Raw genomic sequence first — 17,395 nt, 5'->3', positions numbered from 1 at the left:
GGGAGCAGAGGAGACGATCTGTCTAAAAAGACGGGGCCCCCACTCTTCAAAGTGTCCACACTTATGGGTACATTATATTTCCCCGGTACCGCTCTCCGGTCTTCTGCCCCGCCGTCCGCCCTCCCCGCTTCCCTGCGTATCTTTCTCACTTAAATCCCAATTTTCCCTGCAACTCCTCCAAGTAGCGTTTGCGGTAACCATTATAATTTGCTATAATTAATCTATTAACCATTTATTTGGGACAATGTGGAGATTGTGATATGGATCAGGAAAAACGGCTATATGAAGAGATGCAGGCTGATTTTCAGGAATTTGACGAGCTGACCGGATTATACAGCCAGGAAGCATTTTACCAGTATCTGCCCAGGCTGTTTCAGCAGGGGAAACAGGGGAATTACTATGTTCTTTATATTGATATCGAGCGTTTTAAGCTTTTAAATGATTTATATGGCCTGGAAGAAGGCAATAAACTGCTTTGCTGGATCGGCAGATATCTGAAAGAGGGAAGCGAACGCCGGGGTGGAATTGGATGCAGGTTCCGGGCGGATAATTTTGCCGCCTGCGCATCCTTTGAAGAAGAGGAGCTGCGGCGCGTGCTTTGGATGATCCGGGATACCACAAGGAAGTATCCCCTGGACTTTGAGATCATTTTGAATATCGGGGTTTACCGGGTTGATGATATTACCGTTCCTCCCAGGCTCATGTGTGACCGGGCCCGAATCGCCCTCAATACGATTAAGGGCAATGCGCTGGATTATTATGCATTTTATGATGATACGATGCGGGACGCCCTGATCCGGGAGCAGGAGATGGTTCGTGATATGAGGATTGCGCTGGAACAGAAGCAGTTTGAAGTCTACGCCCAGCCTAAGTTCAATCACGCAAACGGCCATCTGATCGGTTTGGAAGCCCTGATCCGCTGGCATCATCCGGAGAAGGGCATTATATCCCCAGCCTATTTTATTCCGGTATTTGAGCATAATAACTTTATCCAGGAAGTGGACCGCTACGTGTGGGAGGTGGTCTGTAAACGGCTTTACGACTGGAAATCTTTGGGACGCCGCGTGGTCCCCATATCGGTCAATGTCTCCCGCATCAACCTGTACAACCCCTATCTGTGCGAGGTTTTGGAAATGCTTTGCGAGCGTTATCAGGTTGATAAAAAACTGCTGCAGTTGGAGATTACCGAATCTGCGTTTATTGAAGATACGCAGATGATTGTGAATGCGGTGAGGCGCCTGCAGAGGGCGGGGTTTGAAATACTTTTGGATGATTTCGGATGCGGCTTTTCCTCATTTCATATTCTAAAGGAGCTGGATTTTGACCAGATAAAGGTAGATATGAAATTTCTCATGGGAAATTACAGCCATGGGAAGGGAAAGGTGATCTTGGAATCCATAGTCAGAATGGCTAATACGCTGGAAATCCCTGTAATCGCAGAAGGGGTGGAAACAAAGGAACAGGCTGATTTCTTATTCCGCATCGGCTGTCCTTATATCCAGGGCTATTTTTACTCTAAACCGATTCCAAGGGCGGAACTGGAACCTATGCTGCTTCATTATCTGAATGAAAATAAAGTACAGTTTTCGCTGAAGGCATTTGAGCGGGAAGAGGACTTAAAGATTACATTTAATCTGGTGATCTATGAGGAAATTATGTACCATCTGCCCGGAGCCGCTGCTTTATATGAAATATCCGATAAGATCACTACTTTGATTATCAATGAAAAAGCCCTGAAGAAAACTGGTTATAATAAGGATGAATATAACAGATACATCCGTGAAAATTCTTCCACAATGGTGGTTTGGGAGGATCAGGTTAAACTCTGGAATGAGATCGGTTCCTCCATTGACGGGCAGAAACTTTTAAATACATCATTCCGCATCAGGAAAAAGGACGGAAGCCTTTTGTGGGTTGCGGTCTGGGCCAACCCTGTGGGGAAAAGAGGCGGGAATCCTGTTTATCTGGCCATGTTTAATGATGCGACACAGCAGAAAAAGGCGGACGCGCTGTTGGAACAGGCCCAGAATCTGCGCAGGAACCTGAAAGAGGATTCCGTGCTCAGCCTGGAAATTGACCTGACCGGAAATTTGGTGACCTGCTGCGATTGTTCTAAAATACATGGCCTTTATTATAATGATAGGGAAAATTACGGGATTTTCATAAGGGAGGCGGCAGCCAGAATCCATTGGGAAGAAAGGGAAGAATTTATGGCCTCCCTTAATAGAGAAGCGCTTTTGAAGGCATACTATGAAGGAGAACGGCTGATTAAGATGGATTACCGCTATCTTCCAGACCACTCCAACCAATTTATGTATCTCCAGCTGACACTTTATTTTCTGCCGAATGCTGTGAACGGACATGTTACCATGGATATTGTGGCTCATGACATCACCTGTCAGAAGGATAAGGAGATGGAACTCCGGTCAAAGGCGGAGCGGGATCCCCTTACCCAGATTTTTAACCGGGAAGCGATGGAACAGAGAATCAAGCTGTTCCTTCACGAGAGCAGAAAGGAAACGGACAAAAAACATGCCCTGTTTATGATTGATGTGGATAATTTTAAAGCGGTCAATGACACCTTGGGCCATAGAACCGGTGACAAGGCATTGATGGAGATCGGACGAAGGCTGAAACAACTGTTCAGGAAATCAGACATCTGCGGAAGAATGGGTGGGGATGAATTCGTAGTGTTCATGACCAATGTGGAAGAAACGGATAGTGTGTTGAAAAAGGCGTCACAAATCTGCGGGGCATTACAGTTTTTAACCTTTAATGACGCCGGTGAGGAGACAGATGTGAGCTGCTCCGTTGGAGTTGCGGTCAGTCCGGACAGCGGGACGACCTATGAAGTGCTGTTCGAAAAAGCCGATTGTGCCGTATACCAGGCCAAGAAGCAGGGAAAAAGCCAGTACGTTCTATATCAAAAATAAAGATACAGGAAGCGGAGTATTTATGGATCACTTGATAATCGGTTTGACACTATTTTCTATGTTTTTTGGTGCGGGAAATCTCATTTTCCCGCCCTTTTTGGGCGCTCAGGCAGGTATCCACACATGGACTGCCATGACCGGATTTGCGCTCAGCGCGGTGGGATTTCCTGTTTTAGGAGTGGTGGCGGTGGCCAGATCCGGCGGCCTCCAAAAACTGGCAGGGCGGGTGGGTCCCCGGTTTGCATATATATTCACTCTTTTGATCTACCTTTCGATCGGTCCCTGCCTGGCAATTCCCAGGACAGCCAGCACGTCTTTTGAAATGGCGGTAGTACCGTTTTCGGCTGCCGGCGCGCCGGTACGGCTGTTCCAGCTCATGTATTCCATTTTATTTTTCGGCATTGCTCTGATGCTGGCGCTGAGACCGGATAAGCTTTCCGACCGTCTGGGCAAGATACTCACCCCCTGTCTGTTGATTTTGATATCAGTGATATTTGCCGGATGCATTGTAAAACCGGCCGGATATTATGCGCCGCCGGTCCGGGCCTATGCGTCTAATCCCTTTGCCAAAGGTTTTTTAGACGGATATCAGACCATGGATACCATTGCCGCCCTGAATTTTGGAATTATCATTGCCCTCAATATAAGGGCCAGAGGGATTGTCCAGGAAAAACGGGTGATCGGAGAGACGGTTCTGGCAGGAGGAATCGCAGGAGTTCTTTTAATTCTGGTATATGCTGCGCTGGCTCATATTGGCGCCATGTCCGGCGGAGCTTTTGAGGCCGCTGAAAATGGAGCGGGAACCCTTAACCAGATGGTGGGATTCGAATTTGGAAATGCCGGGGCGGTGATTCTGGCAGCTATTTTTTTCATCGCCTGCCTGAACACCTGTGTAGGGCTTTTAAGCTGCTGCAGTAAATATTTCTGTACCATTGTTCCCAGGATAAGCTACCGGATCTGGGTATTTATTTTTGCAGGGATCAGCCTGGTGATTTCCAACGCCGGACTGAACCGGATTCTGGAGGTCTCCGTTCCTGTACTGAACGCTGTTTATCCGGCCGCCATCGTGCTGATTTTATTGGCCTTGACCCATCATGTCTGGGAAGGTTTTTGTTTCGTTTATCCGGCGGCTGTGCTGTTTACCGGAATCGCCAGTATTGGAGCTGTTTTAGACCAGATCGGGGTGCTGCCTTCTTTGCTGTCCGGAATATTGAAAATGCTGCCTTTTTACGAGGCCGGTTTAGAATGGATACTCCCTGCTGTTTTCGGAATATTGGCGGGAATTGTCTTATCAGGCCGAAAAAATAAAAAAGTTGCCATTTAACGGAAGTTGATTTATTATTAGTTTAAGAATACTTTAGACAAAATAGGGGAAAGAGGAAACGGTGTGGAGCAGGAACTGATAAAGCTGGTTTCAGAATTGGAAGATATGGAGGAAGAAGAAGGTATATCAGCGGCAGTTGGATATCTGTTAAGGACAGCAGCCGGATATTACGGGGCGTCAAAGGCGGTCATTATTGAAGGCGGTAACTGCTGCTGCTGGGAGCCGGGATCCGGCGCCTATGAGACGAACGGAAAAATACCATATCCATTGCTGGAATCCGGTTTGTGGACAGATGTAACGGGAACGGTGAAGAAGATTTCCGTGGAAGACTGCAGCGGTCTGGACGAAAGAGAACAGAAGCTGCATCTTTTTTTGAAACAAAATCGCATTTTTACGGTTAAAGGGATTACTTATTTAAATAGGAACGGGGACAGGGCGTGCCTGATTTTTTATAATGTAAAAAAACACGGTGAAGAATTTGATTCCATCCTGTTTTTTTCATTATTTTCAAAGTTATGCTTTGCGAACATCAGTTTAAGTGAAAAGGAAGAAGCGCTGAGGGTCAGCGAAGAACGCTTTTGTATTGCGCTGAAACAGATTGGAGCCAATGTGTGGGAGTACGATATCCCATCGAAAACCCTTCATCAAACAGAAGTTTCACAGAGTTTGAATGACCTGCCGCGGACGCTTTCAGGAATTCCGGAGAGTTTGATTGAGAACGGATACATACATCCCGACAGTGCTGAAGAGTTCCGAAAGCTGGTCAGGCGTGTGGAGGAAGGGGTCCAAAACGCGGAAGGGACATATAAGGTCAGACGGAAAAACGGGATCTACAGATGGCAGAAGACCCGATGCAAGATCATTTATGATGAGAATAATTTTCCTATAAAGGCTGTGGCCATGGGAGAGGATATTACAGACATGATGGAACAGAAGGAACGGTATCACCATGAACTGTCTTACCGGGACGCCATCAGTCAGGAATTGATCGCTTCCTATCAGGTGAATCTGACAAGGGATGAAGTGGAGGACTGCCGATCCAGAGAGCGCGGAGAATGGGAAAACAGCAGTTATCAAACCTATGAACAGCTGATGCGCGAAGAGGGATCCAGAAATACGGGAGAGGAAGAACGGAGGAAGATGATGGACGCTCTCGCCTACGGAAGGCTGCTGAAACAGTTTACCGAAGGGGAGAGCACAGTCAGCCATGAATACCGGAGAATTGATCCGGAGGGCAGGGTGATATGGGTCCGGGCTACCGTGAATATGGTCCGGGAACCGGAACAGGGGGATATCATCGGATTTGTCTACATACGTGATATAGACCGCCGGAAAAAGAGGGAGTTAACTCTGGCTGAACGGGCGAAACGAGACGAGATAACCGGCTTTTATAATAAAAGCACCTCAGAGGGAATGATAAGGGATATGCTGGGAAACTGTATCCGGGAGAAATGCAGATGCGCTCTTCTTTTGATCAATCTGGATAATTTTAAGAATGTCAACGACGCATTTGGCCAGGTGTACGGGGATAAAACTCTTTCTGATTTATCCAAGATTATCAGGTCCGGTTTCAGTCTGGATACGGTTTTAGGGAGAATCGGCGGAGACGAGTTTATTGTCTTTATGCAGAACATAATATCAGAGGATCATGTGACCGAGTGCGTGAAAGCGCTTTGCAGGAATATAAACATGACCTATAAGGCAGGGGAGGATACCATTCACATATCAGGTTCTGTGGGAATTTCATTCGCGGATCCGGCAGTGACCGATTACGATACGATGTACCATCAGGCCCAGGCTGCCCTGCGTGAAACGAAGAGTAACGGCAAAAATGGATACTGTGTCTACCGAAAGGGGCTTGAAATTAAAAGAGGCAGAAACGGATTTTCTCTTTCAGAAGATGCCGACGGTAAAGGCCGCCTGCTGGATGAATTTGATATCACCATTCTGGTGCTGGAGCCTTCGGACAGAAGGGTTTTATACCGGAATAAGCATGCAGCAAATAACTGCACCGGCCAAAACAAACGATTGCTGGAAACTTACTGCTTCAATGTCATTGAAGAACAGTCTGCCCTGGTGAACGGATCGGTACATCCGTCATACGGATATCAGGCGGACGAATCATATGAAACAAGGCTGTCTGAAAAATATATAATACGATTTAAGCCGATTTTATGGAATGGCCTTCATGCATATCTGTTTTTGGTGTATAATACAGATACAGACCCTTTTTACCATTTCACTACAGAAGAAGAGGAAGATTTGTACGGCATTTTCTGCCGTTTGGCGAAAGTTAGGGAAGTATCCGAGATACAGAAGGATATTTTATCCTATTTGGGAAGATACTATAGTGCTTCCAGAACCCTTTTGCTGGAACAGCGGGTGACGGATACCAGCTTTAAAAGGATCTATGAATGGCATGCGGATGGTATGGCAGACTGTCAGGAACTTTTAAGGGAGATGGAATTTGAAAAGGTTCCCGAATGGGAAGGAAATATCAGCATGTCTATGCCGGTGTCAGTCAGTTGTTTAGAACAGATCAGACAGTCATGGCCGAATGCTTATAAATTGATGAAATCTGAAGGCATCAGCTCATTTTGCGCCCTGCCCGCCTGGTTCTCCAAGAATTCCATTCTCTATTTGTGTGTGCTGAATCCCAGGAAGAGAGTGGAAGATATCAGGCCCATGACCCTTTTGCTGCCATTTCAGATGAAGGCCATGCAGGATCATGACCTGAATGAACGATTAACGGATATGATCTATAAAGATTCATTAACCGGAGCGCTGAACCGCGGCAGCTACCAGAAATATGAAAATGACTTTGCAGCCGATACGGTTTCCACCCTGGGAGTAGCGTCTGTGGATATTAATGGATTAAAGAAATATAATATCCGCTATGGAAGCAGTTATGGGGATCATATGATTGCTGCGACCGCCGATCTGCTGAGGAAGACATTTGCATCAGCGAGAATTTTCAGAATGGCTGCGGATGAATTTCTGGTAATTGAAGAAGATGTATCCTATGAGCGCTTTACCAAGGAGGTGGAATCCTTCAAACAGAACCTGGCCCAAGTGGATCGGAATCTGGCGTCCGTAGGCTGTGTATGGGAGAAACAGAATATCAGTTTGGAGGATCAGGTGCGTCAGGCGGATGAACTGATGCGGATTGAAAAGCAGAATTATTACCATTCAAGCGGTGAAAATGCCTTTAAGAAAGAAGAGGCTATGGAGAAACAGCTGGAGGAAGAGCTGGAAAAGAACCATTTTCAATTTTATCTTCAGCCTAAGGCCAGGGTGGCGGACAAGAAAGTCATTGCCGCAGAGGCTTTGGTGAGGTATATCCATCCGGAAAAAGGTGTGATTGCTCCGGGCCGGTTTATACCCCATCTGGAACATGCGGGCATGATTCAATACCTGGATTTCTACATTTTTAAACAGGTTTGTGGTTTGATCCAAAGCTGGAAACGCAGAGGGTTGACTCCAATTAAGATTTCTACCAACTTTTCAAGGGCTACGGTGCTTCAGGGCAATCTGGTTCCCTATCTGCTTGAGATCTGCAGTTCATATGAAGTGTCTCCAAAAGAGATCGAGATTGAAGTGACTGAGACGCTGGGAACCATGAGCCAGGAAACGCTGGCGTCTATCAGCAGGAATCTCAGAAAGGCCGGTTTTTCTATTTCTTTAGATGATTTTGGTTCCAGGTTTTCCAGTATGTCAATCCTGTCCACCATGGATTTTGACGTTTTAAAGCTGGATAAAAGCATGATTGATAATATTTACAATTACAAAGCGGAAGTTATGGTAGAGGCAACGCTGAACTTCTGCAGAAAGGCGGGGATTGTAAGTATTGCGGAAGGGGTTGAGACGGAAGAGCAGCTTGCTATTTTAAAGCGCCTGGGATGTGATGCGATACAGGGCTATCTTCTGAATAAACCATTACCAGTTGATGTATTTGAACGGTGTTATGCCGAAAGTCTGAGATAGGAGGACTTGTTTATGTTGGAAAAAATTGATTTGACAAAAGATATGGGAAAGCAGGAGGCGAAACAGCTTCTGAACGGGTTAAATGTTGAATTGTCAAGACTTCAGAGGGAAGCCAGGGCTCTTAACATTCCGGTTATGGTGATTTTTGAAGGCTGGGGAGCTGCGGGAAAAGGCACTTTGATCAACCGCTTAATTCTGCCTTTGGATCCCAGAGGGTTTAAGGTATTTACCATTCAAAAGCCTACGGAGGACGAAGCGATGCATCCGTTCTTATGGAGGTTTTGGACAAAGACGCCTGCAAAGGGAAGAATCCATATCTTTGACCGGAGCTGGTATGATAAGGTTCTGCGCGAGCGGATTGATACTGGGCTTCATGAAGAGGGGAAGGGAGACGCTTATCAGGATATTGTTTCTTTTGAAGAAACCTTATCGCTGGACGGCACCCTGATTATCAAGTTTTTCCTTCATATATCTAAAAAGGAGCAGAAAAAGAGGTTTGAAAAGCTGGAGGAATCTCCGGAAACCAGATGGCGCGTTACAAAAGAAGACTGGAAACATCACAAACAGTATGATGAGTATTTAAAGGCATATGAGGATATTCTGGAAAAAACGGATACTGATTTCGCTCCATGGACCATTGTGGAAGCTACGGACCGGGAATATGCTGCCGTAAAGATATTAACCTGCGTAGCGGAACGTTTGAAAGAAAAGATCGCGGAATGCGGCAGGGCAAAGCTGGAAGGCAAGGCTGAGGATTTGAAAACGGCTGTGGCAGGTGATCAGCTGAGGACTTCTGTTCTGAGCCAGGTAAAGCTTGACAAATGCTATGAAAAAGAGGAATATAAAAAGAGGCTGAAAGCTTTGCAGGGGCGCCTTGAGATTCTGCATAGTGAATTGTACAGGAAACGGATTCCGGTAGTTTTGGCCTTTGAAGGCTGGGACGCCGGCGGAAAAGGCGGCGCGATCAAGCGTTTGACGGAAAAGATGGACCCAAGAGGATATGAGGTGATTCCCACCGCGTCCCCCAATGACCTGGAGAAAGCGCACCATTATCTGTGGAGATTCTGGCGGGCCATGCCTAAGGACGGCCATGTGGCAATCTTTGACCGGACCTGGTACGGGCGCGTGATGGTTGAGAGGATTGAAGGGTTCTGTACCACGCAGGAGTGGAAGCGGGCTTATAAAGAGATCAATGAGATGGAGGCCCAACTGGCCAATGCAGGTGCGGTGATCATCAAATTCTGGATGCAGATCGATAAGGACGAGCAGGAAAAACGTTTCCATGAACGGATGGACAACCCGGATAAAAACTGGAAGATCACAGATGAAGACTGGAGGAACCGGGAAAAATGGGATCAGTATGAGGAGGCTGTGGATGAAATGCTGATCCGCACTTCAACGGCCTGTGCGCCCTGGGTTGTTGTGGAAGGAAACTGTAAGTACTATGCCAGAATAAAAGTGCTGGAAACCTTTGTGGAAGCTTTGGAAAAACGGCTGAAAGAACAATAGGAAGAAGGACGAACATCATGTCACTGGAAAAAGTTAAGGCATACTTTAAAGAATTAGGAATAGAATCTAAGGTGATCGAGCTGGAAGAATCCAGCGCCACTGTAGAACTGGCGGCCCACGCCCTTCATTGTGAGCCGGCCAGGATCGCTAAAACCCTGTCCTTCCATGTGGATGACAGGGTGATTCTGGTAGTGACCGCCGGGGATGCCAAAATTGACAATAAGAAATACAAAGAAGAATTCGGGCAGAAGGCAAAAATGCTGTCCTATGAGGAGGCAGAACCCCTAACCGGCCATGCGGTGGGCGGAGTCTGCCCTTTTGCTGTCAATGAAGGCGTTGAGGTCTATCTGGACACATCCATGAAACGTTTTGACGTGGTATATCCGGCTGCCGGAAGCGGAAACAGCGCCATTGGTCTTACCATACCGGAGATGGAGACCTATTCCAGATGTAAAAAGTGGGTGGATGTCTGCAAAGGATGGAACGAGTGAATGAAATAATCATATTGCCGTATGACGGCAGAATGGAGGTTTTTATGAATCAGGTGATGGAAAATATTTTAACAAGAAGAAGTGTCAGGGCATTTAAGGATGAGAAACTGTCCGTGGAAGCCTTGGAAGAACTGGCAAAAGCAGGCATTTATGCGCCCAGCGCCATGAACCGCCAGTCATGGAAATTTACCGTTGTGACCAATGGTGAATTGATTCAGCGCCTTGCCAAGGCGATTGGTACGGAACTGGGAAGAGAAGAGTATGATTTATACAAACCTGCCGCATTAATCATTCCTTCCAACCATAAAAAGAACCGCTGGGGACGGGAAGATAATGCCTGCGCCCTTCAGAACATATTCCTGGCAGCCCATTCCATGGGCATCAGTTCCGTATGGATTAACCAGCTCCACGGAATCTGCGACCAGCCCGGAATCCGGGAACTTTTAAATGAGATGGAAATTCCGGAAGATCACGTTGTGTATGGGATGGCCGCTCTGGGGTATGCGGCGGATGAGGTACATAAAGAAGCGGAGAAAACAGGGCAGGTTCATTTTGTCGTTTAAGCGATGAAGGGAAACTTGATTTAAACGGGGTTACGCAGGAAAGCGGTCCGTAGCGGCGTCCGGAGGGCAGGGCGTTGGGAGCCGGGCGGCCGGGGCGGACTCCGGTGGTGATGAAAACCGGCTTACAACCGTAATGGATACTAAGGCCGCAGGGATGGAAAACGACGGTCCGATGCCCATTCACGGTGAACTCTTTATGGACTTCACCGTTCAGGGGCATCTCAGAAACTGATTTGGTTTTCAGCTTCTGCCCGTCGTTTTCCATCCCTGCAGCCTAAGTATCCCTAACGGTTTCCAGACGGCTTTCATCACCACTGGAGTCCGCCCCGGCCGCCCGGCTCCCAACGCCCTGCCCTCCGGACACCGCCACAGACCGCTTTCCTGCTGGTGTTCTCAGACGCTGGTGAATTAAATGCGTTTTTACATCAACCCCGAAGGCATTTTTGAAAATGCCTTCGGGGTTGATGTAAAAAAACAGGATATGTCCACTCTAATGAAATGTCAAGCTTTTATTCAGTTATACTCCAATCCCTGTTCTCAGGATTCACGGCGTTATTCCCACTGACAAAATAAATAAATCCCCTATCCGGTTATCACATAAAGGACACAACTTTTTTCTATTCTTATAGGTAAGGGAAACGGGACTTCTCTTTGAGAGAACGGTTTTCCATATCAGAATGCCAGAATAGAAAGAAGGAAAGTACATGATCAGCGCCAAAACGGCAAAAGAAATTACGGATAAGGAATATATGGAACTGGTTCATCCATATAATGATGCGATGGGAAATATATCGGCGCGGCTGGATACGCTGGTTTCCGATTATAAATATACGTTTCAGAGTGAACCGGTTCATCATATACAAAAAAGGATTAAATCGAAGGACAGCATTCAGGAAAAACTGAATCGGCGGGGGCTGCAGGTGGATTATCTGACGGCGAAAGAAAATCTGCTGGATATTGCCGGAATCCGGGTAATCTGCTATTTTGTCCAGGATATTTATAGGATTTCAGGGCTTTTAAAGAAACAGAAGGATCTGGAAATCCTGAAAGAAGCCGATTACATTAAAGAGCCGAAAGCCAACGGTTACCGCAGTTACCATATCGTATTCGGCGTGCCTATTTACCATGTGATGAATATGGAATATTTTCCTGTGGAAGTGCAGATGAGAACCATGACAATGGATCTCTGGGCCAGCATGGAACACCGGATATGCTATAAAAAGGACGCTTGTATTTATGAGGAGAGAAACGAAGCATTTTTAAAATATGCCCGTCAGCTTCAGTCCCTGGAGGAAGAACTGGAGAAAAATGCCAGAGAAAAATGGCTGGACGAGACATTCACTTTAGTTGACAAATGATATATTTCGTTTTATAATTCCATAAAGTTAATATTTTGCAAAAAAATTTTACATCTGTGTTACTGGGAAGATCAATGACAACCGTAAAATAGCAACAATTTTTAACAATGAGGAGGATAAGATTATGGCAGCTAAAGCAACAGAAAAGAAAGTAGAAGTGAAGGCAGAGGAGACGAAAGCAGCGGTGAAACCAGCGGCAGAAGTTGAAACTGCGGCAAAACCTGTTGAAAAAGCAGCAGATGTTAAAAAAGAAGATAAGGCAGCAGAAGTGAAGGCAGCACCGGCAGCGCAGAAAAAGGCAGCAGCGCCCGCTGAGAAAGCGCCTGCTAAGAAAGCACCTGCGAAAAAGGCAGCACCGGCAGCTAAGAAAGAGACTGTAAAAAAAGCGCCGGCAGCCAAAAAGGCAGAGCCAAAGGCGTCTGTATTCGTGGAGTATGCCGATAAGAAAGTGGCGGCGAAAGATATCCTGGCAGCGGCGGAGAAGGATTTTGAGAGCAGGAATAAAGGCGTTGCGATTGAGACGATCGAGATCTATGTAAAACCTGAAGAAAACGCTGCATATTATGTGGTGAATGGTATTGGTTCTAATGATTACAAGGTGAACCTGTAGTTCCTATCGGAAGTCAGGTCATTTATAAAAAGCCTGAAGGCTTGAAGCTAATTTAAACTTCGAGACTTTGGGCTTTTTTTTCATACAATCCCCAAAACCCTTGCGGAAGCAATTTACAGTGGTATATAATTATTTTGTTAAAAATTATAAAAGTTTTCGGGGGGAAATGAAAACAGTATGAATGAGTTTAAACCAAAGATTATGACCTGTATGAAGGGGTATGGTGGGCAGCAGTTTGTCAAAGATGTGACAGCCGGCATGATAGTGGCTGTCATCGCGTTTCCGCTTTCTATCGCTCTCGCAATTGCATCCGGTTTAAGCCCGGAGCGGGGGCTTTATACGGCTGTTATCGGTGGATTTCTGGTATCCGCTCTGGGAGGAAGCAAGGTAAATATTGGAGGGGCCACTGCGGCTACCGTGATGACCGTATTCACCATAGTGGAAGAGTTCGGACTGTCAGGGCTTGCGGCTGCAACAATTATGGCCGGAATTTTTTTGATTCTCATGGGGGTTTTAAGGGCCGGAATGCTTCTCAAATACATACCCCGCACCATCACGCTGGGATTTACCGCAGGCATCGCTATGGGAATTTTTTCAGGCCAGATCAAAGGGTTTCTGGGCCTTGAGATGGGGGAAATGCCGGTTAAGGTAATAGATAAATTCATTGCCTGTGCATCCGTGATTGGTACCGTGGATGTGACTGCGCTGGGAATTGGGCTTTTAGCTATGGCCGTTTTGATTATACTCCCTCAGGTCTTTCCCAAAATTCCTGAATCTCTTGCCGCAATACTAATAACAACACCTGTGGTACAATTGCTGCATTTGGATGTGGAGACGGTCAGAGGCGTGTATGGGGAACTGCCTTCCCATTTTCCTGAATTCACCCTGCCGTCAGTCACGTTTGATATGATACAGGCATTGATCCCATCTGCTGTCACTCTGGCTATTCTCATCGCCATAGTCACCTTATTAGCCTGTGTGGTTACAGATGGTCTGATGGGGGAACGCCATAATTCCAACCAGGAACTGATTGCACAGGGAATCGCTAATATTTTTTGCGGCTTTTTCGGCGCGGTGCCTGTGGCGGGAGCGGTGGCGAGAGCTTCCAGCAGTGTGAAAAATGGAGGCAGAACACCGGTGGCCGGTATGGTGCACAGCGCAGCCGTGCTGTTGATCCTGCTGCTTTTAATGCCTTTGGCCGGGTACATTCCCATTCCGGCGTTATCCGCCATTTTGATTAAGGTGGCATATAATATGAGCAATTGGCGTGAATTCGCATACATGTTTAAACATGCGCCAAAATCAGATAATGCGGTGCTGATCGGCACGTTTTTGTCCGGCATTTTGGCGGACCTGCTGTTTGCAGTGGAGATGGGCGTTTTGATATCGGCGGTTTTGTTTATGCGCAGAATGTCGGCAGTATCCGCGGTCAGGGAATGGGAATATCTGGATGGTGATGAAAACGGGGAGCCCTCTGATGATCCGGAGAGCCTGAGCCTGAAAAAAGTTCCCCGGCATACCATGGTATTTGAGATTGAAGGTCCTATCTTCTTTGCTACGGTGGATGATTTTATGAATATCACGGCTACGAAAAATACGAAGGTTGTCATTCTGCGCATGAGAAGCGTGCCTGCGATTGATATCACGGCCCTGCACAATATGGAAAAATTTTTGGAACGGTGCAGGAAAAAAGAAATTACCCTTTTGCTGTCCCACGTCAATGAATATCCCTATTCCGTCATGAAAAAAGCCGGATTTGTGGATAAGCTTGGAGAAGGGAACTTCTGTTCAAATATCGATTCGGCGCTGAAGATAGCAGAGCAGTTAGTTTCCCGATAACTTTTTGTCCAATTTACGGACAAGAATCACGCAGGATATGGTAAAATAAATTTCCAGGGCGCTGCTTACGATTCCGGCTATGACCAAAAGAACCGCGGAGACTGCGGTGGAGAGAACGAGGACATTGAAATAGGGGCGGAATCTGTACTCATCAATCCGCATAAGTTCCCAAAGAATGAGATAAAGGGAAGCCAGCAGGATCAGGGATGCTAAAAATGCAAAAATAACATGTAAAAAAGAACGAAAAGGAAACTGTTCAGGGAGATAGGGGGTAAAAACCGCTAAAGCCAGCAAAAGCTCGGAAATTATCACCAGAACGGTTTCCTTTTTGCCGGACGGAATCCATTTTAAAATTCGGTTCAGGATGAAAAAAAAGTACAGGCCGATCATAATCCCCCAAACCAGAAATGCGTTGTTTCGATATTCCATGTTTCCGATTACTGAAAAATTGGTGGTGAACCAATTGGTATTCCATGCAAATAGAATTGTATAGACTGGTATGATTAAGTACGCAAAAATGTCCGTCATAGATTCTTCCTCCATTGTGCATCATGACATGGTATAGAATTATTTTGGCAGAACGGATGATAAAAAAACTTAAAAACATGAATAAAATAACGGAAATATTGGAAAAATATACATTTACTAACGAAAAGGCATGTGATAGGATATAGTAAATTTAATAGCCGGGTTGGATGGACGGTCATCAGGGACTGTCCTTTTTATGTATTCGGCGGCCATTTACAGGAGGTGCAGGATATGAAAAAGTCGCAAACGTTGTTTGGTTTTATGATGATGGTCGGATTTGGCTGTATATTTATGTCTAAAACAGGGAAGGAGCCAGTTCTCTGCATTAAAAACGGCGAGACCGGAGATACTTATGTGAAAACGCCTGTAAAGAAGGGCGATATTCTGTATTTCGGCAGGAGCGGCTGCCGGGAAGAGGAAGAGAGGAATGAATGCTGCAGAATCGGAAAGTCCCATCAGTTGATTGTTGGAGAAGAACAGCAGCCTGTTTCTGAATATGCCTGGTATAACTCGGGAGAAGGACGGCAGGAACTCTGCCTGAACGGAAGGGTTCTGGCTTTGCCCGAAGAGCTGCCGGAAGATGCCAGACTGGTGCTGGCGGTCGAACGGAGAGCCAGCTATGAATAAATGGCGGCCGTATCCCATAGGCGTATCCCGTGGCTGCCAAGTTTTTGTTGACCGGGAACCGGAGATTTGATAAACTTATTCGTAAATATGAATAAGATGGCGGAGTAGTGAGAGATGGATTTACCGGTTGAATTTCAGAATAAGATGAAACTTTTGTTAGAAGATGAATATGAAGCCTTTGCACAAAGCTATGAAGAAGAGCGGGTGCAGGGGCTTCGTTTTAATACGCTGAAAGCAAGTCTGGAGGATGCGGAGGCAAAGGCGGGGGATTTATTTCACCTAAAAAAGATTCCATGGACTAAGGAAGGGTATTATTACGGAGCAGAGGCCAGGCCAGGCCGGCATCCGTACCATGAAGCAGGGGTTTACTACATTCAGGAGCCCAGCGCCATGGCGGTGGTGGAATTACTGGATCCAAAGCCGGGTGACCGGGTTTTGGATCTATGCGCAGCCCCGGGCGGAAAGACAACCCATATAGCGGAGCGTCTGGAGGGCAGGGGATTTTTGCTGAGCAACGAGATCCATCCGGCCAGAGCTAAAATACTGTCCCAGAATACGGAGCGCATGGGGATTTCAAATGCAGTGGTGACCAATGAAGATTCGGAAAAACTATCCCGTCTGTTTCCATCTTTTTTTGACAAAATCGTGGTGGACGCCCCGTGTTCCGGAGAGGGGATGTTTCGCAAAGACGAGGAAGCCAGAAACCAATGGAGCCCGGATCATGTGATCATGTGCGCGGACAGGCAAAGGGGCATTTTGGATCATGCAGCAATTATGCTGAAGCCGGGAGGCCGTCTGGTTTACTCCACCTGTACATTTTCACCGGAAGAAAACGAAGGCACAATCCAGAGCTTTTTAGATTCCTACCCGGAATTTACCGTAGAACATGTGGACGGATATCAGGGATTTTCCCAAGGACGGCCAGGGTGGATTGAAAACGGCAGCGGATATTTGGCGGATACCTTCCGGATTTGGCCGCATAAAGTGGAGGGTGAGGGACATTATCTGGCTGTGCTGAGAAAATCGGATGCGGCAGACGGACATTGTAAAAAATTCACAACCCCAGCTTACGTAAGGGACAAAAAAACGTTAAAAGAATATCAAACTTTCTGTGAAGAAGCGCTGGCCGATCCCATATACACACACCGGAAGGAAGTGGTGCTGTTCGGTGAACAGCTCTATCTGGTTCCTCCTGAGATGCCGGAATTTAAAGGCATTAAAGTGGTGCGTCCGGGACTTCATATGGGAACCGTAAAAAAGAACCGGTTTGAACCGTCTCATGCTCTGGCACTCTGCCTGAAGAAAGAGCAGGTTAAACAGTGGTACAGCCTGGATTCAGGTTCCGAACAGATGGCAGAGTATTTAAAAGGCGGAGTTATCTGTACAGATGAAGGCAGGCCTTCTGTTCTGAATGAAAAGAAAAAGGGGTGGGTTCTCATGCTGGCAGATGATTATTCCATCGGCTGGTCGAAATTGGTGGGAGATGTTTTGAAAAACCATTATCCTAAGGGGCTGCGGAGATAGGATTGTTAAATTGGGGGTTAATTGGGGAAGTTACGCAGGAAAGCGGGACGAGGGGACGGACTGGATGTTTGGATGCGGGCGGGCCAAGGGGAATCCTTCGGGGAT

The 17,395-nt window shown here is 46.6% G+C and carries 12 protein-coding genes; 11 read left to right on the top strand and 1 reads right to left on the bottom strand.

The annotated features are described in order from the left end of the window. Positions 1-260: 260 nt before the first annotated feature. The 9 genes from GPL15_RS26060 to GPL15_RS26020 all read left to right on the top strand — a co-directional run bounded on the left by GPL15_RS26060 (position 261) and on the right by GPL15_RS26020 (position 14,611). A complete protein-coding gene (locus tag GPL15_RS26060; RefSeq protein ID WP_215701596.1) occupies positions 261-2,933 on the top strand; it encodes an EAL domain-containing protein in 2,673 nt (890 codons plus the stop codon). A 22-nt stretch (positions 2,934-2,955) separates the two neighbouring features. Beyond that, on the top strand, positions 2,956-4,257 hold the full coding sequence (brnQ, locus tag GPL15_RS26055; protein WP_215701595.1) for a branched-chain amino acid transport system II carrier protein: 1,302 nt from the start codon (positions 2,956-2,958) through the stop codon (positions 4,255-4,257). Between the two features lie 63 nt (positions 4,258-4,320). Next, positions 4,321-8,241, top strand: coding sequence for an EAL domain-containing protein (locus GPL15_RS26050; protein ID WP_215701594.1), 3,921 nt, complete (start codon positions 4,321-4,323; stop codon positions 8,239-8,241). Between the two features lie 12 nt (positions 8,242-8,253). Beyond that, entirely contained in the window at positions 8,254-9,750 is a 1,497-nt protein-coding gene (locus tag GPL15_RS26045) for a phosphate--AMP phosphotransferase (RefSeq protein ID WP_215701593.1), read from the top strand. Positions 9,751-9,767: 17 nt separating this feature from the next. Beyond that, positions 9,768-10,241 carry a YbaK/EbsC family protein gene (locus GPL15_RS26040; protein ID WP_215701592.1) on the top strand — a complete coding sequence of 158 codons (474 nt, stop codon included), beginning with the start codon at positions 9,768-9,770 and terminating at the stop codon, positions 10,239-10,241. A 44-nt stretch (positions 10,242-10,285) separates the two neighbouring features. Continuing rightward, positions 10,286-10,804 carry a nitroreductase gene (locus tag GPL15_RS26035; protein ID WP_215701591.1) on the top strand — a complete coding sequence of 173 codons (519 nt, stop codon included), beginning with the start codon at positions 10,286-10,288 and terminating at the stop codon, positions 10,802-10,804. A 704-nt stretch (positions 10,805-11,508) separates the two neighbouring features. Beyond that, complete coding sequence (locus tag GPL15_RS26030) at positions 11,509-12,162, top strand: (p)ppGpp synthetase (RefSeq protein WP_252198640.1); 654 nt, start codon at positions 11,509-11,511, stop codon at positions 12,160-12,162. Between the two features lie 124 nt (positions 12,163-12,286). Beyond that, positions 12,287-12,772, top strand: a complete 486-nt coding sequence (locus GPL15_RS26025) for a DUF6465 family protein (protein WP_252198639.1) — start codon at positions 12,287-12,289, stop codon at positions 12,770-12,772. 177 nt (positions 12,773-12,949) lie between these two features. Then, complete coding sequence (locus tag GPL15_RS26020) at positions 12,950-14,611, top strand: SulP family inorganic anion transporter (RefSeq protein ID WP_215701590.1); 1,662 nt, start codon at positions 12,950-12,952, stop codon at positions 14,609-14,611. Here the strand turns inward: GPL15_RS26020 and GPL15_RS26015 are convergent. Further along, positions 14,597-15,139: a hypothetical protein gene (locus GPL15_RS26015; protein ID WP_215701589.1), complete on the bottom strand. Its 543-nt coding sequence runs from the start codon at positions 15,137-15,139 to the stop codon at positions 14,597-14,599. The genes GPL15_RS26020 and GPL15_RS26015 overlap by 15 nt on opposite strands. A gap of 231 nt (positions 15,140-15,370) precedes the next feature. On the opposite strand from GPL15_RS26015, the gene GPL15_RS26010 reads away from it, so the two are divergent. Beyond that, positions 15,371-15,766, top strand: a complete 396-nt coding sequence (locus tag GPL15_RS26010) for a hypothetical protein (RefSeq protein ID WP_215701588.1) — start codon at positions 15,371-15,373, stop codon at positions 15,764-15,766. A 114-nt stretch (positions 15,767-15,880) separates the two neighbouring features. Further along, positions 15,881-17,290 (top strand): RsmF rRNA methyltransferase first C-terminal domain-containing protein, encoded by a 1,410-nt coding sequence (locus GPL15_RS26005; RefSeq protein ID WP_215701587.1) that lies wholly within the window; start codon positions 15,881-15,883, stop codon positions 17,288-17,290. Positions 17,291-17,395: the final 105 nt, after the last annotated feature.

It is taken from the genome of Clostridium sp. MCC353 (assembly GCF_018785315.1).
GTDB lineage: Bacteria > Bacillota > Clostridia > Lachnospirales > Lachnospiraceae > CHH4-2.
The sequence above is the reverse complement of the archived record's forward strand: the minus strand, read 5'-3'. Positions and strand labels throughout refer to the sequence as shown.